This window comes from Brenneria roseae subsp. roseae, assembly GCF_003115845.1.
In the GTDB taxonomy this organism is placed as follows: Bacteria; Pseudomonadota; Gammaproteobacteria; order Enterobacterales; family Enterobacteriaceae; genus Brenneria; species Brenneria roseae.
In genome coordinates, this window is record NZ_KZ819035.1 from 109093 (window position 1) to 127923 (window position 18831).

The 18831-nt window shown below is 47.6% G+C and carries 21 protein-coding genes and 1 other annotated feature; of the genes, 11 read left to right on the forward strand and 10 right to left on the reverse strand.

The window, feature by feature from the left end; genetic code table 11:
- The first annotated feature begins 123 nt into the window (after positions 1 to 123).
- Entirely contained in the window at positions 124 to 642 is a 519-nt protein-coding gene (luxS, locus tag DDT52_RS17280) for an S-ribosylhomocysteine lyase (RefSeq protein WP_136157454.1), read from the forward strand.
- Positions 643 to 749: 107 nt separating this feature from the next.
- On the opposite strand, the gene DDT52_RS17285 is transcribed toward luxS, so the two are convergent.
- Complete coding sequence (locus tag DDT52_RS17285; protein ID WP_136157455.1) at positions 750 to 1544, reverse strand: cytochrome C assembly family protein; 795 nt, start codon at positions 1542 to 1544, stop codon at positions 750 to 752.
- 170 nt (positions 1545 to 1714) lie between these two features.
- Here DDT52_RS17285 and ffh point away from each other — a divergent pair, with 170 nt between their 5' ends.
- The 5 genes from ffh (at position 1715) to rplS (ending at position 5254) form a co-directional block, all read left to right on the forward strand.
- Positions 1715 to 3076 (forward strand): signal recognition particle protein, encoded by a 1362-nt coding sequence (gene ffh / locus DDT52_RS17290; protein WP_136157456.1) that lies wholly within the window; start codon positions 1715 to 1717, stop codon positions 3074 to 3076.
- Positions 3077 to 3234: 158 nt separating this feature from the next.
- A complete protein-coding gene (rpsP, locus tag DDT52_RS17295; protein WP_009111755.1) occupies positions 3235 to 3483 on the forward strand; it encodes a 30S ribosomal protein S16 in 249 nt (82 codons plus the stop codon).
- Positions 3484 to 3501: 18 nt separating this feature from the next.
- Complete coding sequence (gene rimM, locus DDT52_RS17300) at positions 3502 to 4050, forward strand: ribosome maturation factor RimM (RefSeq protein ID WP_136157457.1); 549 nt, start codon at positions 3502 to 3504, stop codon at positions 4048 to 4050.
- Between the two features lie 38 nt (positions 4051 to 4088).
- The gene (gene trmD, locus DDT52_RS17305; protein ID WP_109055777.1) at positions 4089 to 4844 is read left to right on the forward strand and encodes a tRNA (guanosine(37)-N1)-methyltransferase TrmD; all 756 of its coding nucleotides are present in this window, start codon (positions 4089 to 4091) and stop codon (positions 4842 to 4844) included.
- Between the two features lie 62 nt (positions 4845 to 4906).
- The gene (rplS, locus tag DDT52_RS17310; RefSeq protein WP_009111758.1) at positions 4907 to 5254 is read left to right on the forward strand and encodes a 50S ribosomal protein L19; all 348 of its coding nucleotides are present in this window, start codon (positions 4907 to 4909) and stop codon (positions 5252 to 5254) included.
- Between the two features lie 383 nt (positions 5255 to 5637).
- Here rplS and DDT52_RS17315 read toward each other — a convergent pair whose 3' ends face one another.
- From DDT52_RS17315 to btsR, 5 genes are all read right to left on the reverse strand, one after another.
- Positions 5638 to 6045 carry a hypothetical protein gene (locus DDT52_RS17315; protein WP_247595577.1) on the reverse strand — a complete coding sequence of 136 codons (408 nt, stop codon included), beginning with the start codon at positions 6043 to 6045 and terminating at the stop codon, positions 5638 to 5640.
- The gene (locus DDT52_RS17320) at positions 6035 to 6736 is read right to left on the reverse strand and encodes a hypothetical protein (RefSeq protein ID WP_136157458.1); all 702 of its coding nucleotides are present in this window, start codon (positions 6734 to 6736) and stop codon (positions 6035 to 6037) included. The genes DDT52_RS17315 and DDT52_RS17320 overlap by 11 nt, the downstream gene beginning before the upstream one ends.
- Entirely contained in the window at positions 6733 to 7224 is a 492-nt protein-coding gene (locus DDT52_RS17325; protein ID WP_136157459.1) for an Hcp family type VI secretion system effector, read from the reverse strand. The genes DDT52_RS17320 and DDT52_RS17325 overlap by 4 nt, the downstream gene beginning before the upstream one ends.
- A 384-nt stretch (positions 7225 to 7608) precedes the next feature.
- Positions 7609 to 7956, reverse strand: coding sequence for a DUF2799 domain-containing protein (locus DDT52_RS17330; RefSeq protein WP_136157460.1), 348 nt, complete (start codon positions 7954 to 7956; stop codon positions 7609 to 7611).
- A gap of 49 nt (positions 7957 to 8005) precedes the next feature.
- A complete protein-coding gene (gene btsR / locus DDT52_RS17335) occupies positions 8006 to 8722 on the reverse strand; it encodes a two-component system response regulator BtsR (protein WP_136157461.1) in 717 nt (238 codons plus the stop codon).
- Positions 8723 to 8949: 227 nt separating this feature from the next.
- On the opposite strand from btsR, the gene DDT52_RS17340 reads away from it, so the two are divergent.
- A complete protein-coding gene (locus DDT52_RS17340; protein ID WP_136157462.1) occupies positions 8950 to 10020 on the forward strand; it encodes a 3-deoxy-7-phosphoheptulonate synthase in 1071 nt (356 codons plus the stop codon).
- Positions 10021 to 10026: 6 nt separating this feature from the next.
- The gene (tyrA, locus tag DDT52_RS17345; protein WP_136157463.1) at positions 10027 to 11148 is read left to right on the forward strand and encodes a bifunctional chorismate mutase/prephenate dehydrogenase; all 1122 of its coding nucleotides are present in this window, start codon (positions 10027 to 10029) and stop codon (positions 11146 to 11148) included.
- A gap of 63 nt (positions 11149 to 11211) precedes the next feature.
- On the opposite strand, the gene pheA is transcribed toward tyrA, so the two are convergent.
- From pheA to bamD, 4 genes are all read right to left on the reverse strand, one after another.
- Positions 11212 to 12372: a bifunctional chorismate mutase/prephenate dehydratase gene (gene pheA, locus DDT52_RS17350; protein WP_136157464.1), complete on the reverse strand. Its 1161-nt coding sequence runs from the start codon at positions 12370 to 12372 to the stop codon at positions 11212 to 11214.
- Between the two features lie 26 nt (positions 12373 to 12398).
- Positions 12399 to 12526, reverse strand: a sequence feature (Phe leader region).
- The gene (pheL, locus tag DDT52_RS21055) at positions 12478 to 12525 is read right to left on the reverse strand and encodes a pheA operon leader peptide PheL (protein WP_210732736.1); all 48 of its coding nucleotides are present in this window, start codon (positions 12523 to 12525) and stop codon (positions 12478 to 12480) included. (Overlaps the previous feature by 48 nt.)
- A gap of 198 nt (positions 12527 to 12724) precedes the next feature.
- Positions 12725 to 13063 (reverse strand): ribosome-associated translation inhibitor RaiA, encoded by a 339-nt coding sequence (gene raiA / locus DDT52_RS17355; protein ID WP_109055785.1) that lies wholly within the window; start codon positions 13061 to 13063, stop codon positions 12725 to 12727.
- Between the two features lie 301 nt (positions 13064 to 13364).
- On the reverse strand, positions 13365 to 14099 hold the full coding sequence (bamD, locus tag DDT52_RS17360) for an outer membrane protein assembly factor BamD (RefSeq protein ID WP_136157465.1): 735 nt from the start codon (positions 14097 to 14099) through the stop codon (positions 13365 to 13367).
- Positions 14100 to 14232: 133 nt separating this feature from the next.
- On the opposite strand from bamD, the gene rluD reads away from it, so the two are divergent.
- The 3 genes from rluD to clpB all read left to right on the forward strand — a co-directional run bounded on the left by rluD (position 14233) and on the right by clpB (position 18650).
- Complete coding sequence (gene rluD / locus DDT52_RS17370; RefSeq protein WP_136157466.1) at positions 14233 to 15210, forward strand: 23S rRNA pseudouridine(1911/1915/1917) synthase RluD; 978 nt, start codon at positions 14233 to 14235, stop codon at positions 15208 to 15210.
- Positions 15211 to 15217: 7 nt separating this feature from the next.
- On the forward strand, positions 15218 to 15943 hold the full coding sequence (gene yfiH, locus DDT52_RS17375; protein WP_136157467.1) for a purine nucleoside phosphorylase YfiH: 726 nt from the start codon (positions 15218 to 15220) through the stop codon (positions 15941 to 15943).
- A 133-nt stretch (positions 15944 to 16076) separates the two neighbouring features.
- Positions 16077 to 18650 (forward strand): ATP-dependent chaperone ClpB, encoded by a 2574-nt coding sequence (gene clpB, locus DDT52_RS17380; RefSeq protein ID WP_136157468.1) that lies wholly within the window; start codon positions 16077 to 16079, stop codon positions 18648 to 18650.
- Positions 18651 to 18831: the final 181 nt, after the last annotated feature.

Consider the following 18831-nt stretch of genomic DNA (forward strand, 5'->3'; position numbering starts at 1 on the left):
AAACATCTCTAAATAGGGATGATGATAATAAATGCGCGTCTTTCAGTAATTCAGACCCGCATGAAGCAGAAAAGTTTCCCAGAAATGAGGAAAAATAAAATTTTTCTATGAGGAGGTGACGTTATGCCGTTACTAGATAGCTTTACTGTAGATCATACCCGTATGGCAGCGCCTGCTGTCCGGGTCGCGAAAACCATGAAAACCCCTCATGGCGATAACATTACTGTCTTCGACCTGCGTTTTTGCCGTCCTAACCTTGAAGTGATGCCAGAGCGCGGAATTCATACGCTGGAACATCTGTTTGCCGGCTTCATGCGTGATCACTTGAATGGCGACGGTGTCGAGATTATTGATATTTCACCGATGGGATGCCGTACTGGTTTCTACATGAGCCTGATTGGGACGCCAAATGAGCAACGCGTAGCGGATGCCTGGAAAGCGGCAATGGCGGATGTGCTGAAAGTGACCGATCAGCGAAAAATTCCGGAACTCAATGAATATCAGTGCGGAACCTATGAGATGCATTCCCTGGCAGAGGCGCAGGAAATTGCACAGCATATTCTGGATCATGATATTGGCATCAACCAGAATGACGCTCTGGCGCTACCGAAGGATAAGCTGGCAGAACTGCATATCGGGTGAATGCTTGATTCGCCGTATGCCGGAATGAAAAAGAGAGTCAGAAATTGACTCTCTTTTATTTTTACCGTCATTTCCATACCAGATTGTACGGTAGGCCAGTCAGGCGTTTAGGCGGCGACGAAGTGCTGTATGACTCTGCTGCCGAAATAGGAAAGGGTCAATAATAACGCGCCCAGCAGGCTGAACCAGACTACCCGGCGTCCACGCCAGCCTTCATGGTAATGCCCCCAAAGCAGCAGAATATAGATGAACCAGGCAAACAGGGAAAACACGGCTTTATGCAGATTTTCTTTGTTACCAATCAGGTCATCCATGTAGAACAGACCGGTACAGAGCGTCAGCGTTAACAGAATGACGCCAACCTGAGTAACGTGGAACATTTTCCGCTCGATACTCATTAACGGCGGCATATCGGCGGCAAACCCCAGCTTTTTATTCTTTAGCAGATAATCCAGCCAGACGAGCTGTAGCGCGTAAAGTGCGGCAATCAGCAGAGTGGCGTAAGAAAACAGGGCGAGGCCAATGTGGATCATCAGACCCGGAGTCGCTTCCAGATGCGTAATGAACTCTCCCGGCATAAAACTGGCAAAAGCCAGGTTGATTAGTGCAAACGTATAAACGATAGGGAGCAGAAACCATCCACGGTTACGTGAGGCAACAATCGTCATCACGATACAGATCATGAGGCTGACGAGAGAGCCAATGTTTAACAGACTAAGGTTTTGACCAGTCTGGACATCAAAAATGCGTTGATAAAGCGCTACTGCATGACAGATAAGCGCAACGCTGGCCGAAAGTATTGCCAGCCGACGATATGCACTGTTCTTGCGTAGCAGACTGGGAATAATCAGTCCAAGGCTGAATGTGTAGGCGACCAGCGCCACAATAGCGAAAACAGACATACAAGTAGGTTATTGAACATCAACTAAGTAAAATGAAGAGTCAGTATAACGTTAGTCTCACTGGGGACCAACTGTTCTCCATCCGAGTCACAGAGATCGTCGGCGCTTTCGTGTTATAATCCGATCATTCGCGTCGCGGCTTGCGGCTTGTCATACGTTGAGCATGAGATATGTTTGAAAATTTAACCGATCGACTATCGCGCACATTGCGCAATATCAGCGGCCGCGGGCGGTTGACTGAAGACAATATTAAAGAAACGCTGCGTGAAGTTCGCATGGCGTTGCTGGAAGCTGACGTCGCCTTACCGGTTGTTCGCGATTTTATCAATCGTGTCAAAGAACGCGCGGTGGGGCATGAGGTCAACAAGAGCCTGACTCCCGGTCAGGAGTTCGTCAAGATCGTCAAAAATGAACTCGTCAGTGCGATGGGGGAAAGCAATGCGGAGCTGAACCTTGCTGCGCAGCCACCCGCAGTCGTGCTGATGGCGGGTTTACAAGGGGCAGGTAAAACAACCAGCGTCGGTAAACTGGGTAAATTCCTTAAAGAAAAACAGAAGAAAAAGGTATTGGTTGTTTCTGCGGACGTTTATCGTCCTGCGGCAATTAAACAGTTGGAAACGCTGGCAGAATCGATTGGCGTCGATTTCTTCCCCTCAACGGCGCAGGAAAAGCCGATTGATATCGTTAGTCGTGCTTTACAGCATGCCAAACTGAAATTCTATGATGTGTTGTTAGTTGATACTGCCGGTCGTCTCCATGTCGATGACGCCATGATGGACGAGATTAAGCAGGTTCATGCGGCGATCGACCCGGTGGAAACCCTGTTTGTTGTCGATGCCATGACCGGTCAGGATGCGGCGAATACGGCGAAAGCCTTTAATGAAGCACTGCCGTTAACCGGCGTGGTTTTAACCAAAGTCGATGGTGATGCTCGTGGCGGCGCCGCGCTGTCTATCCGCCATATTACGGGTAAGCCAGTAAAATTCCTTGGCGTTGGTGAAAAAACTGACGCTCTGGAGCCTTTCTATCCCGAGCGTGTTGCTTCCCGTATTCTTGGCATGGGCGATGTGATTTCCCTGATCGAGGATATCGAAAGTAAGGTTGATCGTACTCAGGCGGAAAAACTGGCGAAAAAGCTGAAAAAAGGGGACGGCTTTGATCTGACCGATTTCCTTGACCAGCTTAAGCAGATGCGCAATATGGGCGGCATGGCCAGCATGATGAGCAAAATGCCTGGAATGGGGCAATTGCCTGATAATGTGAAATCTCAGATGGATGATAAAGTGCTGGTCCGTATGGAAGCGATTATCAATTCGATGACGCGCCAGGAACGTGCCAAGCCCGAAATTATCAAAGGTTCCCGGAAACGTCGTATCGCGACGGGATCGGGGATGCAGGTTCAGGACGTCAACCGCCTTCTGAAGCAGTTTGATGATATGCAGCGTATGATGAAGAAAATGAAGAGTGGCGGTTTGGCGAAAATGATGCGCGGTATGAAAGGCATGATGCCGCCGGGATTCCCGGGTCGTTAAGCGCGATAATCTGGCGGTGAATATAAAGTCTCACCGCCATTTTACGCTTTAGATTGCTTTTTGCGCCAAAATGAGTAAAATTTTGGGGCTTTTTATATGACACACTGGGCCCCGTTCCTCGATGGGGCCCGGTTGTTTTATTAACTAAAGAGGATGTTATGGTAACAATTCGTTTGGCACGTGGCGGCGCGAAAAAACGCCCGTTCTATCAAGTCGTCGTGACCGATAGCCGCAATGCGCGCGATGGTCGCTTCATTGAGCGCGTAGGCTTCTTCAACCCGATCGCAACGGGTCAGGCAGAAGCTCTGCGTTTGGATCTGGACCGTATCGAGCATTGGGTTGGTCTGGGTGCGACAGTGTCTGATCGCGTATCTTCGCTGATCAAAGACGCTAAAAAAGCAGCATAATCTGTTGCGGTGGTAACAATGAGCAAACAACTTAGTCCGAAAGCACCTGTTAACTCCATCGTATTGGGGAAGATGGGATCGACTTATGGCATCCGTGGTTGGCTCAGAGTGTTTTCATCCACCGAAGATGCCGAAAGCATTTTTGATTATCAACCTTGGTTTATCCAGACAAAAAGTGGTTGGCAGCTTGTCGAGATTGAAAGCTGGAAACATCACAATCAGGATCTGATCATCAAGATTAAAGATGTTGACGATCGTGATGCGGCCAATCTACTGACCAATTGCGAAATTGTCGTAGATTCAACGCAACTGCCTGAGTTGGATGAAGGTGATTATTATTGGAAGGATCTTATTGGTTGTCAGGTCGTGACCTCAACGGGTTATCAACTGGGTAAAGTCATTGATATGATGGAAACCGGTTCAAACGACGTGATGGTAATAAAAGCCAACCTGAAAGATGCATTCGGGGTCAAGGAGCGGCTGGTTCCGTTCCTCACTGAACAGGTTGTCAGGCATGTTGACCTTTCTGCTCAAACTATTGAAGTAGATTGGGATCCTGGTTTTTGAGCTCTGAGCTGACCAGTAGTACTAAGTGGAACGAGACGATGTGGATTGGGGTTATTAGCCTGTTTCCAGAGATGTTCCGCGCAATTACTGATTACGGAGTCACTGGCCGGGCAGTTAAAAATGGCCTGCTGAGCGTACAGTACTGGAGTCCGCGAGACTTCACTTACGATCGGCATCGCACCGTGGACGATCGCCCTTATGGCGGCGGTCCCGGAATGCTGATGATGGTGCAACCTTTGCGGGATGCGATCCACGCAGCAAAAGCAGCGGCAGGCGAAGGTGCGAGAGTGATTTATTTATCACCTCAGGGCCGCAAATTAGATCAGCAAGGCGTACGTCAACTCGCCACCAATCAGAAAATGATTCTGGTTTGTGGTCGGTACGAGGGGATTGATGAGCGCGTAATTAAAACCGAAATTGATGAAGAATGGTCAATTGGTGATTACGTTCTCAGCGGTGGTGAGCTACCGGCAATGGCGCTGATTGATTCGGTTTCCCGTTTTATACCGGGTGTACTGGGTCATCAGGCTTCGGCAGAAGAGGATTCTTTTGCTGATGGATTGCTGGATTGCCCACATTTTACTCGCCCCGAAGTGTTGGCAGGCATGGATGTCCCGGCAGTTTTGCTGTCAGGAAATCATGCTGAGATTCGTCGCTGGCGTTTGAAGCAGTCGCTGGGCCGAACCTGGCTTAGAAGACCTGAACTTCTGAAAAGCCTAGCTCTGACTGACGAGCAAGCAACGTTGTTGGCTGAATTCCAACGTGAATATCAGTCTGGACAACATGAGTATTAGGTGGTCGTTCTGGTACGCCAAACGAACCCAAATATCAGTTTACCTAGGGTAAGAGACATATTATGAGCAACATTATTAAGCAAATTGAACAAGAGCAGATGAAGCAGGACGTACCTGCATTTCGTCCGGGTGATACCGTAGAAGTGAAGGTATGGGTTGTTGAAGGTAGCAAAAAACGTCTGCAGGCATTCGAGGGCGTGGTTATCGCTATTCGTAACCGCGGTCTGCATTCTGCATTCACTGTTCGTAAGATTTCCAACGGCGAAGGTGTAGAACGTGTTTTCCAAACGCATTCTCCTGTAGTTGACAGCATCGCTGTTAAACGTCGTGGTGCCGTACGTAAAGCCAAACTGTACTACCTGCGTGAACGCACTGGTAAGTCTGCCCGTATTAAAGAGCGTCTTAACTAATAGCGCGCTTTCGCAACATCCGAAAGTGGTTAGTTATCAAGGGTTCGCCGATGGCGAACCCTTTTTTTACGTCCATATTCACTTTTGTTCACGGCAGCCTCTTTTCAGAGGCGTAAAAAAACGCTGGTGTGGGCTGGGTTTGCAACGTTTTGAAATCCACAACGGGGGATGACTTTGGCAATTGTCCACACCTGTTCGTCAATTACCTGTTAACCCTTTCAACCTGTTAGGAGAGAAAGAGGATCGCTGTCGCCTTGGTAAAATTAACGCACCCTCAGATACGTGATCTGTCAAGGACGTGTGAAGCCTATGGGGGAAACCAGAATTTAGCGTGGAGCGTTGTCTACTGATTGGGAGGCATCAGCGTTATGCTCGATTTTTTCTTAATCAAGGCTAATAGCTGCCATAATGACTTCTTTTTTATCAGGGTAAACACTCAAATAGATATCATATCCACTGTAAGCCGGTGAGATCCAACGAATAGTATTAATATCGATCTGCTCAGGTGTAAATTTCTTGGCTCTTAAATAGCTTTCTAATTCCGATTTGTCAGTCGTTCCAGTAAAGAATATTACATTGGTCTCAGGTTTATTACCATCACGAGATGAATAGCTTATATAATAACTCTGAGATATAAGGGGCGCGTTTCTGATCAATTCCGTTGAGAAAAAGCGGTCGTAGAACCAATTGTTTTTTGTGTAAGAAACACTATCAATAGTAAGCAGTTTTAAAAGAAAATATAAAAGTGCAACTATGGAGACAAAAAAAGTAATTTTTTTATTAGTTCCCATAAACCCTCCCGCCGTTTAAATATATTCCGGTATCACTATCATTCGCAATGGAAACATTACCCGATTTAAAATCAAAGTATGGTTTTATTGATTTCATAAAATACGGTAACTCACCTAAATAAGGTCTTGAGTTTGGAGATATTGATGGATCTGGAAATAATAAAGGTCTAAATCCTTTATTCTTAAAATTTCCGATAGGTCCATAATGATCCCATCGCTTAATTGATTCACTTTTGCTAACAGGTTTTAAGTCATAAAGATAATTTCTACCATGGATTGCACGATAAAATCCGAGTAAATCGGATACAAGATCTTCGCCGCTAAAACCACTGTCCGTGGTCCAGCTAAAAGGCCAACTATCCTGCAAGCTCTCAAATGCCGTACCCGTTTTCATCATCATAGCAAGAGCGATGCTGTGCCGCTCAGGTAGTGAGCGTCCGCGGCGTACTTTCCAAAGACTGTACTTAGAAGTACCTATCCACTTCCTTCTAATAAACATGCTTTGCTCATAGTGAATATGATAGAACTCATCTGGTCTATTTTCACCCAATTCCATTTGGGACAAAAGATTCCTGATATCATCACCTGAGGCATGACCTAAATCTACCCAGCCTAATATTTCAGTGTAAATTATGCCGTATTTTGCTGAAATTGCCTGATTGACATCCAACATCTCTGATCGCTTACTCATTTATCTATCCCTGGTTTTCTAACATTTAATAACATATAATTACTCGTGCGAGCAATGACATGTTCTAATGTTATTGATGCAAATTTAAATGATACGTTTTCTTGAGGTTGGGCATCATTATGCGTCAACGAGTTAGGATAAAAATAACGAATGTCTGTAACAATCGCCTCTTTCAAAGAGATCTTGAAAAAAAGCTCATAGCCTCCTAAAGAGGATGTTCTGTAACATTGAAATACGCAATCTAATTTCTCATTGTCATTCAGGGCTTGAGCTAAAAGAGGAGTGGCTTTATCTATTGGTTTTCTTATGTCAACCGGATGAAGAGATACATTTTCTAATCGTGTAAATTGGTTCATTAATTCATATACAAAAATTTCATCTTCATGAGCTGATTGATATTTATTACCAATAGAATCTATCGAGGATGCTCCTGCCGATATAAGACCTTGTTTTTCACCGTTAACTTTTAAATATATAACGTTAGCCATTTAATATCCCCTTCATTTCCTTGAAGATTAATATATTCCATCAAAATTTCTTATCCCATTGTTTCTTACAAAAGTCAAGGTTAATGATCGTCAACTGTCTGATTTAACGGGTAATGCCTCCAACCAGTAGGATTAGCTGATATCCAATATCCGAAAGTGGTTAGTTATCAAGGGTTCGCCGATGGCGAACCCTTTTTTTATGGCTAGAGGTATAAATTTTCTCTGATCCAGAGATATGACTGGCGGGAACCTATTTTGTACGATGTCCTCAACGTATTGTGATCGATAGTCATGCTGAGGGAATGATGATGAAATTAAGGACGATAGTTACGGTTTGATATTGCGATATGACAGCATTTGGATAAGCCTCGTCAGTTGCAGAGCTTAGCGCAAACTTTGCTGCCATTGGATTCGCAATTGCTCGGCATCAGAGACGCCATCGCAGCTGGCCGGGAAGTTCTTGCCAGATTTCCCCCATTTTATCATGTTGGCGGGATGACAAAACGCTGTCTGTCCTGCGTTATAGCCGCGTAAATAGGCATCGCGATCGACTTCGGGGTTGCCAAACCATTCTTGCAGCGTGTCATTGTCTTTCACCACCACGCCGGATACGGCATCTTTATAGCCAGCATCATACCAAAAGTCAGTTTCCCCCCCAGGCACAGAAGAGGGGAGATGGCTTTGGCAACCGGCTATAAAAAGAATTACAGCTAAAAAGTAACTGTATTTCATAATGAAACCTTTCGCGAGTAGAAGTCTCTATCATAAAAGCGTTTTGCTTTTAGGCGATACCCAATTTTTCTTTTAATAACTTCAGATAGCGGCGGCTGACGGGGATATGTTTTCCCGTATGCGTCAGCACTTCCGCGGCGCCATTTTCCATTAATTGAATTTCTTTCAGAAGCTCGGTGTTTACCATATATTTTCGGTGACACCGTACAAAAGGCGTTTTTTCTTCCAGCGTTTTCAGAGACAGTTGTGTGTAACCAGACTGACTTACGCCCACAACATGTACACCGCTTAGCTCTGAACTGAAGTATTCGACTTCATCGACTTTAAGTAAAAAAATCCGGTTATGCCCGGTGCAGGGAATATGGCGGAGGTAGGGTTCGGTAATAATTTGTACATTTTTGTTTACACTTGTGCCGCGACGTAAACGATTCAGCGTTTTTGCAAGCCGATGGGCATCCAGCGGTTTTAGCAAATAATCGAACGCATGTTCTTCGAAAGCGCGAACCGCATATTCATCATATGCGGTCACAAACACGACATAAGGCATGTTTTCCGGATCCAGCATCGCGACCAATTCCAACCCACTGATTTTGGGCATCTGGATATCCAGAAAAATGACGTCAGGTTGCAGGCGATGAATCGTGGGTATCGCCTCGAGCGCGTTACTGCACTGGGCGATGATAGTGATATCAGGTTCGTTCTCCAGCAGCAAAGACAGTTCTTCTCGCGCCAGCTGTTCGTCGTCAATGATTATTGCTTTCAACATTGTTCCCCCTTGTTGCCATGATTCTACCATTATTCGCGTGAGTGATTGGAATGCGTGAGTATGGAAGTGAGCGTTGGCGCAAATTCGTTTTTAGAGCGTTTTAGTGACAGTAATTTTAAATTTACATGTGTGTATTGAAAAATTTACGGTTCATGTTATGGTGTAGGCATCACGCGTAGACTGCGTTGGTCATTCGCGCTTATACAGAACTCGTCAGGAATATGAACATGCAAAAAGATTCACTCAATAACATTAATATCAGCGCAGAACAGGTGCTTATTACCCCGGAACAGTTAAAGGCCAAATTTCCCCTTAGTGACAATGAACAAGCGGCCATCGCTCATGCTCGTGAAACGATTGCCAACATTATTCATGGTCGTGATGAGCGACTGCTGATTGTCTGCGGGCCATGTTCTATTCATGATACTGACGCCGCGCTGGAATATGCCCGTCGTTTGCAGGCGCTTGCTGCTGAGTTGAGCGACCGGCTGTATATTGTCATGCGGGTCTATTTTGAAAAACCGCGTACGACCGTAGGCTGGAAAGGCCTGATCAACGATCCTTACATGGATGGGTCATTTGATGTCGAAGCGGGTTTGCATATTGCGCGCGAGTTATTGCTTGAACTGGTGGATATGGGCTTACCGCTGGCGACCGAAGCACTGGATCCGAATAGTCCCCAATATCTGGGAGATTTGTTCAGCTGGTCTGCGATCGGTGCCCGTACCACTGAATCGCAGACACATCGTGAAATGGCATCTGGTCTGTCCATGCCGGTTGGTTTTAAAAATGGAACCGACGGCAGTCTGGGTACAGCGATTAACGCAATGAGAGCCGCGGCCATGCCGCACCGTTTTGTCGGGATCAACCAGGTCGGGCAAGTTTGTCTGTTGCAGACTCAGGGCAATGCGGATGGCCATGTGATTCTGCGCGGTGGTAAAAAGCCGAATTACAGTGCGCAAGACGTTGCCGAGTGTGAAAAACAGATGCAGGAAGCAGGACTGAGACCTGCCCTGATGATAGATTGTAGCCATGGCAACTCCAATAAAGATTATCGTCGTCAACCTCTTGTGGTTGAATCTGCAATTGAACAGATTAAGGCAGGAAATCGTTCCATTATTGGCTTAATGCTGGAGAGTCACCTTAATGAAGGTAGCCAGTCTTCAGAGCAGCCTCGTTCCGACATGCGGTATGGCGTGTCCGTAACGGATGCCTGCATCAGTTGGGAAAGCACAGAAGCATTGCTGCGTTCAGTACATCAGGAACTTGGCGCACGAGTAAAACATTCAGGAGAGTAACAAGATATGGTAGCTGAACTGACCGCATTGCGTGATCGGATCGACGAGGTAGATAAAGAGCTTTTAACGCTGTTATCACATCGGTTGCGTTTAGTGGCGGAAGTCGGTGAAGTGAAAAGTCGGTATGGCCTGCCGATTTATGTTCCCGATCGTGAAGCGGCAATGTTCAGTTCACGTCGAAAAGAGGCCGAATCATTGGGAGTACCGCCTGACCTGATTGAAGATATCCTGCGCCGGGTTATGCGTGAGTCCTATTCCAGTGAAAATGAAAAGGGATTTAAAACATTATGCCCGTTACTTCGGCCGGTGGTCATCATCGGTGGTCGTGGTCAAATGGGCAAGCTGTTTGAAAAAATGCTGACATTGTCTGGGTATCAGGTCAGGATTCTGGAACAGGATGATTGGCCTCGAGCGGAAAGCTTGTTGTCTGATGCGGGCATGGTCATTGTCAGTGTCCCGATTCATGTTACTGAACAGGTGATCGCTCGTCTGCCCAAACTGCCGGATGATTGTATTCTTGTTGATTTGGCATCGGTAAAAAATGGGCCGTTGCAAGCCATGCTGGCTGCCCATCAAGGTCCGGTGCTCGGGCTGCATCCGATGTTTGGCCCTGATAGCGGTAGCCTGGCAAAGCAGGTCGTTGTCTATTGCGATGGGCGTCAACCTGAAGCCTATCAGTGGCTGCTGGAGCAAATTCAGGTGTGGGGCGCGCGTTTGCATCGCATCAGCGCTGTGGAACACGATCAGAATATGATGTTCATTCAGGCGCTGCGTCACTTTGCAACGTTTGCATATGGTCTGCATCTGGCGGAAGAGAATGTAGAGTTGGAACAATTGCTGGCGCTTTCATCACCGATCTATCGTCTGGAATTGATTATGGTGGGACGGCTGTTCGCACAGGATCCACAGCTGTACGCTGATATTATAATGTCTTCTGAGAACAATTTGGCGTTGATTAAGCGGTATTACCAACGTTTCGGTGAAGCGATAGCGCTGCTGGAACGCGCGGATAAAGCCGAGTTCATCAGCAGCTTCAAGAAAGTCGAGCATTGGTTTGGTGACTACGCGAACCGATTCCAATCTGAAAGTCGGACACTATTGCGTCAGGCTAACGATATTCGTCAGTAACCACGCCGAGTACGTTTAGAATCTGAGAATGCCATCCCGTTGCTTATACCGGGATGGCATTTTTCATTCGACGGCGTCTACAGGAACGATGTTTTCGCTTGGGTAGCAACCCAGGACTTTCAGGGAACGAGTGATGGACGTTAATTCCTTCAGGGCTTTCTGCGTGGCTTCGCTACGCAGGTTAGCCTGCACATCTATATAAAACATCTCTTCCCACGGATTACCGTTAATCGGTCGCGATTCCAGCTTGGTCATTACAATACCGTGATCGCGCAGGACCAGAAGCGCTTCAACCAGGGCGCCGGATTGTTGACCCGTTGCCATAATCAGCGTGGTCTTGGCCGGGACCTGTTCTGATACGTCAATCGGTTTGCGGGCGAGAACAATAAAGCGGGTGATGTTTTGTGACTGATTGGCCAGATTGTGCTCGAGAACCTGCAATTGGTAGAGCATGCCGCCGGCTTCGCTACCGAGTGCTGCGGCTTTCGCTGAGTTGAGCGCCGCTACTTTTTCCATTGCCGCAGCAGTACTTTCACAGTACACAATTTTCCAGTTGGGGAAGCGACTGATAAAGTGGCTGCATTGCTGAAATGGCTGAGGGTGACTATAAACAGTCTCAATCTGATCCAGACTGGTTTCGGTTGCTACTAAAACACAGTGATTAATCGGATTACTCAACTCACCGACAATGGATAACCCGGTATGTTGTAACAGGTCATAGACATCGTTAATGGAACCCGAACTGGTGTTTTCAATCGGCAGCACCGCGTAGTCGGCCTGACCAGTCTCCACCATATTGAAAATGTCCTGGAACTTCTGGCAGCCGCATTCGATGAACTGTTCGAAATGGCGGGCGGCGTATTGACGCGCCGCCAGATGAGAGTAGGAGCCTTTAGGACCGAGAAAAGCGATACGGGCTGAGTGAGATGTCGTCTGGTTAAGGTGATGCTGCAAAAGCGCCTGTTGCGTCAGTACGGAGTCTTCAATGATAAGTTGGAACAAACGGGTGATGTAGTGACCATCAAGATGATATTTTTTTCCTGCCGCGGTCAGTTTGTCGAGTAAATCACGTTCGCGCTCTTTATCACGGATTGGTCGATGAGAGTGCAGTTTACTGCGTGCAACGTCGAGTGCTAATTCACGTCTTTGCGCCAATAGCTCAAGCAGTTTCAAGTCCAGTTCGCTGATGCGCTCGCGTAGTACCAGTAATGGATGATCGGTCATTATGTTGTTACCTGTTTTCTATTCTTATAAAAAAAGCCTCCTGTTTTCAGGAGGCCTTTCTGTTCGTCTTCGTATTCTTGCTTTTATGACGAATCGCCTCCCAAATCAGGGGAAGGTAAAAAAGAATACGAAGAAAAACGGTGAATGGGTCATGTGAATCCAGTGTGCAATATGAAGATGCGTCGGAATAATAACAGGTAAAGTAACCGTTGGCTTTTCATCCTGTCAATACAAAATCGCCGGGCGCGATTTTGAACCACGTGCAACGTTGGCTCTTTAGGGGGCGGGCAAGGATGCCCGCTATACAAAAAACGCGCCATCAGGCGCGTTAGGTAACCGGAACCGGTGGAAATTATTCTTCCTGAATAATTTGCAGGTTGGCATCTTTGACGCTTGTTGCTGCGCGACGGGCTTCTCCTTTATGCCGCACCTTGTCCAATTGACGCTCAAGTTTAGCGATGAGCTCATTGATAGCTGCATACATATCTTCATGCTTGGCACTGGCGACCAACGGTCCGTTTGGCGTACTGATTGTTGCATCAGCAACGAAACCCTGGGGTTCTTTTGACAGAATGATGTGCGGGTTAATCAGGTGAGCTTGCCACTTATCCAGTTTAGAAAGACGGTCTTCGACATGCTGACGTATTGCGGGGGTAATATCCATTTGCTTACTGGTAATATTGATAGTCATATAACTTACCTCTCTGCCTATGTCCGTCTTGGATAATTTCAGCATACCGCGAGTTGAGACAAAAATCGTGATATTGATCGCTTTTTTTTGTCACTTTCTGTCAGTAAACCGTGATTTGTGAACTGTCCGCAGGAATTGAAGGGGAGAACTTGAAGGAGGAGGTAGCCTATGCCATTATCGCAAAGATGTACTGAGACCTTTCGTGATTTTTCTGCTTTTCCCTTCCTTTCTGAGAACACACTCCGACAATAAAAAACGGCAACCTGGGTTGCCGTTTGATACGTTTTGTGTCAGATGGTGCTTATGATGGATTTGCCGCGATAACTTTAGCCACCTTGTCTGCCTGAGCGGCAAGTCGGAGTTCGCGATAGGCGTTTTCCATCAGCGGTAATGCATCTTTCGTCGCCTTAGTGTCTGGATAATCACGCAGCATTTGCTCAACGCGATTAACTACTGCCACATAAGCACTACGTTTCGTGTAGTATTGCGCGACGGAAAGTTCATATTTAGCTAAACGTTCTTTCAGATAGACCAGCCGCTTATTAGCGTCGGTCGCATATTGACTGTTGGGGTAACCCTGAATCAGATTGCTGAAGTCCCGGAAAGCAGCGCGGGCATATTGGGGATCGCGATCGGAGCGATCAACACCAAAGAAACCTTGCAGAGCGCTGTCGTCCAAGGCCATATCTGTCAAGCCACGCATGTACAAGACATAATCAACGCTTGGATGGGTAGGATTTAATCGCAGGAAACGATCGATCGAGGCCTGAGCCAGCGGTAATTCAGCAGATTTGTAATAGGCATAAATCAAATCTAACTGTACCTGCTGTGAATACGGGCCGAATGGATAGCGGTTATCCAGTGCTTCCAACTGCGTGATGGCTGCTCTAAAGTTGCCGTCTTGCAGTTTTTGCTGAGCATTGGCGTACAGTTCGGATGGCGGACTGTCAGGAACCGCATCCTTGGAATTGCTGGAGCAACCAGCCAGCGCCAGGCTCAACGTGGCGGCAGCCACCAGATATTTCATACGCGTCATGACGTTTTGATTATCCTCAGAGTGTTATTCCGGGAGACTGTCCGTTAAGCTCCCGATTTAGACCAGCTACAATAGTACATTATTTTAAACGGCGTCGCCGTGAAAACCCAACGTTAACGAAGAAGCTGCAACTATGGCACAACAAGTACAACTCACCGCAACGGTGGCCGAATCACAACTCGGACAACGTTTAGATCAGGCTTTGGCCGAATTGTTCCCTGATTATTCACGATCTCGTATAAAAGAGTGGATTCTTGAGAACCGGGTACAGATTAACGGCAATGTGAGCAATAAGCCAAAAGAGAAAGTGCTGGGCGGCGAATCGGTGGTAATTGATGCACTGATTGAGGAAGAAGCGCGCTGGGAAGCGCAGGATATCGCACTGGATATCGTGTATGAAGATCAGGACATTCTCGTCATCAATAAGCCCCGTGATCTGGTTGTCCATCCTGGTGCGGGTAATCCGGATGGTACGGTGCTGAATGCGCTGCTGCACTATTATCCTGAAATTGCTGATGTTCCTCGGGCTGGTATCGTACACCGGCTCGATAAGGACACCACCGGCCTAATGGTGGTGGCGAAGACCGTACCGGCACAGACTCGTCTGGTGGAAGCATTGCAGGCGCGGGAAATTACGCGTGAGTATGAAGCTGTCGCAATTGGCAATATGACCGCGGGTGGTTCGGTTGATGAACCGATTGCCAGGCATTCGACCAAGCGGACACACATGGCGGTTCATCCGATGGGGAAGCCTGCGGTTACGCACTATCGCATTATGGAACATTTCCGCGCGCATACCCGTTTACGCTTACGTCTGGAAACCGGGCGTACCCACCAGATTCGCGTGCATATGGCGCATATCAACCACCCGTTGGTGGGTGATCCTTTATATGGTGGTCGTCCTCGTCCGCCTAAAGGTGCGTCGGATGCGTTTATTTCTGTATTGCGCAATTTTGACCGGCAGGCTCTGCATGCGACCATGCTGCGTTTATACCATCCAGTCAGCGGAATACAAATGGAATGGCATGCTGCTTTGCCGCAGGATATGGTAGATCTGATAAATGCATTAAAAGCGGATACCGAAGCGTTCCAGGATCAACTTGATTGGTGATGAGACAATGCTGATACATCCTGACTGGCCTTTACCGAAAAATGTCCGGGCGTGTAGTACGACCCGCCATGGAGGCATCAGTTTGCCTCCGTATGATGCGCTCAATTTGGGCGGTCATGTCGGCGATGATCCCGAAAAAGTGATGCGGAATCGACAGGCACTGATGGATGAGGCCGCGTTGCCGGCTACGCCACATTGGTTGGAGCAGGTTCATGGTACGCAAGTGATTCGCATCGATGACGCACCTCCGCTTTCTGTCTGCGGAGATGCCGCTTATACCAACCATAAAGACCAGGTTTGTGCCGTGATGACGGCGGACTGTCTGCCGGTATTGTTTTGCTCTGCTGCCGGTAATGAAGTCGCCGCTGCTCATGCGGGCTGGCGTGGGTTGTGTGGCGGCGTGCTGGAAGAAACGCTTGCCAGTTTTCAGGCCGAATCGTCACAAATTATGGCTTGGTTGGGACCTGCGATTGGGCCTGATGCATTTGAAGTCGGGTCGGAAGTGCGGGAAGCGTTTATCCAGCATGATGCAATGGCAATATCTGCGTTCAGGCCTCATGGTGAGAAGTTTTTTGCCGATATATACCAACTCGCGCGACTGCGTTTGCATGCTAGCGGTGTGACCCAAATTTTTGGCGGAAATTTTTGTACTGTGAGTGAATCACGAAATTTTTTCTCATATCGGCGCGATGGCGTGACCGGCCGTATGGCAAGTTTAATCTGGCTGATATAACCTATTGAATTAAGACGATCCATGGCAAGTAACATTTAAATCCCATCACTACTGGCAAAATAACCTTGAAATTTTTGAGGGATGACCTCATTTAATCTCCAGTAGCAGTTTTGACCAGTGTATGGGAGGAGTTATGCGTCTGGATCGTCTTACCAACAAATTTCAACTTGCTCTCGCCGATGCCCAATCTTTAGCTCTCGGGCGCGACCATCAATTTATTGAACCACTTCACCTGATGAGCGCGTTGCTTAATCAGGAAGGCGGAACCGTAAGTCCGTTGCTGACAGCGGCAGGTGCCAACGTATCTCGGCTGAAAAATGAAATCGATCAGGCGATAGCGCGCTTACCTCAGGTTGAGGGGACTGACGGTGATGTTCAGCCGTCCAGCGAATTGGTTCGAACCTTAAATGTGTGTGACAAACTGGCGCAAAAGCGCGGGGATACCTTTATCTCCTCTGAACTTTTTGTGCTGGCTGTTTTAGAGTCACACAGTACGTTGAGTGATGTGCTGAAAAAGGCAGGGGCAACTCAGCAAAGCGTCACTAAAGCGATTGATCAGGTGAGAGGAGGTGAGCAGGTGAATGATCAGGGAGCTGAAGATCAACGTCAGGCATTGAAAAAATTCACTATTGACCTAACCGAGCGTGCTGAACAAGGCAAGCTGGATCCGGTGATTGGCCGTGATGAAGAAATTCGCCGTACTATTCAAGTATTGCAACGTCGAACTAAAAATAACCCGGTATTAATCGGTGAGCCTGGCGTCGGTAAAACAGCCATTGTTGAAGGTTTGGCATTACGTATTGTTAATGGCGAAGTGCCGGAAGGTTTAAAGAACAAGCGTGTTCTATCGCTGGATATGGGATCATTGGTCGCCGGCGCCAAATACCGTGGGGAATTTGAAGAGCGTTTGAAAGGCGTGCTTACCGATTTATCCAAACAGGAAGGGAATGTCATCCTGTTTATTGATGAACTCCACACGATGGTAGGGGCGGGTAAAGCTGACGGCGCCATGGATGCAGGGAACATGCTGAAACCTGCTTTGGCTCGCGGTGAGCTACACTGTGTCGGCGCCACAACGCTGGATGAATACCGGCAATATGTTGAAAAAGATGCAGCTCTGGAGCGTCGTTTTCAGAAAGTGTTCGTTGCCGAACCAACGGTAGAAGATACCATTGCCATTTTACGTGGTCTTAAAGAACGTTATGAACTGCACCACCATGTGCAGATTACCGACCCGGCAATCGTAGCGGCAGCCACGCTGTCTCATCGCTATATTGCAGATCGTAAGCTGCCAGACAAGGCGATCGACCTGATTGATGAGGCGGCTTCCAGTATCCGTATCCAGATTGACTCAAAGCCTGAACCACTGGATCGTCTGGACCGTCGTATCATTCAGCTAAAGCTGGAACAGCAGGCGCTGAAAAAAGAGTCGGATGAAGCCAGCCAGAAACGGTTAGAGTTATTAAATACCGAGCTTGAAGAAAAAGAACGTGAATACTCCAAGCTGGAAGAGGAGTGGAAAGCGGAAAAAGCTTCACTTACCGGGACTCAGAATATTAAGGCGGCTTTGGAACAGGCGAAAATATCGCTGGAACAGGCCCGTCGCCAAGGTGACCTGGGGCAGATGTCCGAAATCCAATACGGCAAAATTCCTGAACTGGAAAAACAGCTGGCGGCGGCAACGCAGCTTGAAGGTAAAACCATGCATCTGTTACGCAACCGCGTTACGGATACTGAAATAGCCGAAGTGCTTGCCCGCTGGACCGGTATTCCTGTGTCCAGAATGTTGGAAAGTGAACGTGAAAAACTGTTAAGAATGGAAGAGGCGCTGCACCAGCGCGTCATAGGGCAGGATGAAGCTGTCGAAGCGGTGGCGAACTCCATCCGACGCAGTCGTGCTGGATTGTCCGATCCCAATCGCCCAATTGGTTCTTTCCTGTTCCTTGGGCCGACTGGGGTAGGTAAAACAGAACTATGTAAAACGCTGGCCTCTTTCCTGTTCGACAGTGACGATGCGATGGTTCGTATCGACATGTCTGAGTTCATGGAAAAACACTCGGTGTCGCGTTTGGTCGGGGCGCCTCCGGGATATGTGGGTTATGAAGAAGGCGGCTACTTGACTGAAGCCGTCCGTCGTCGTCCTTATTCGGTGATCCTGCTGGATGAAATCGAGAAGGCGCATCCCGATGTGTTCAATATTCTGCTACAGGTATTGGATGATGGGCGTCTGACTGATGGACAGGGGCGTACGGTCGATTTCCGTAACACGGTGGTGATCATGACGTCGAACCTTGGTTCTGATTTGATTCAGGAACGCTTTGGTGAGCGCAGTTATGCTGAAATGAGAGGGATGGTTCTTGAAGTTGTCAGCCATAGCTTCCGTCCTGAGTTTATCAACCGTATAGATGAAGTGGTGGTATTCCATCCTCTGGGGCGGAAACATATCAGCTCTATCGCCAAGATTCAGCTACAGCGTTTGTATAAACGTCTTGAAGAGCGCGGTTACCATGTGACCATAACAGACGCGGCTCTGGAACGCTTGGGGGAAATCGGTTTTGATCCGGTCTATGGCGCGCGTCCGCTTAAAAGGGCAATACAGCAACTGATCGAAAACCCGTTGGCTCAACAGATCCTGTCCGGCAAGTTGATTCCCGGTAAACCGGTTACGCTGGATGTTGATGGTGAAAACATCGTCGCTCGCCAATAACCTTGTTTAACGAGAGCAAAAACGGGAGAAATAGTCTATTTCTCCCGTTTCCTTTTATCTTGTGTATAAAACCCCCATTTTCTGCGCAAAACACCGGCTAAAAGTGGGGTTTTGGCTTATTTTTGAACGCTTGACGTTTTTTTTGCATTTAGCGCTTGTCAGCGACGGAGAAGTCCCTATA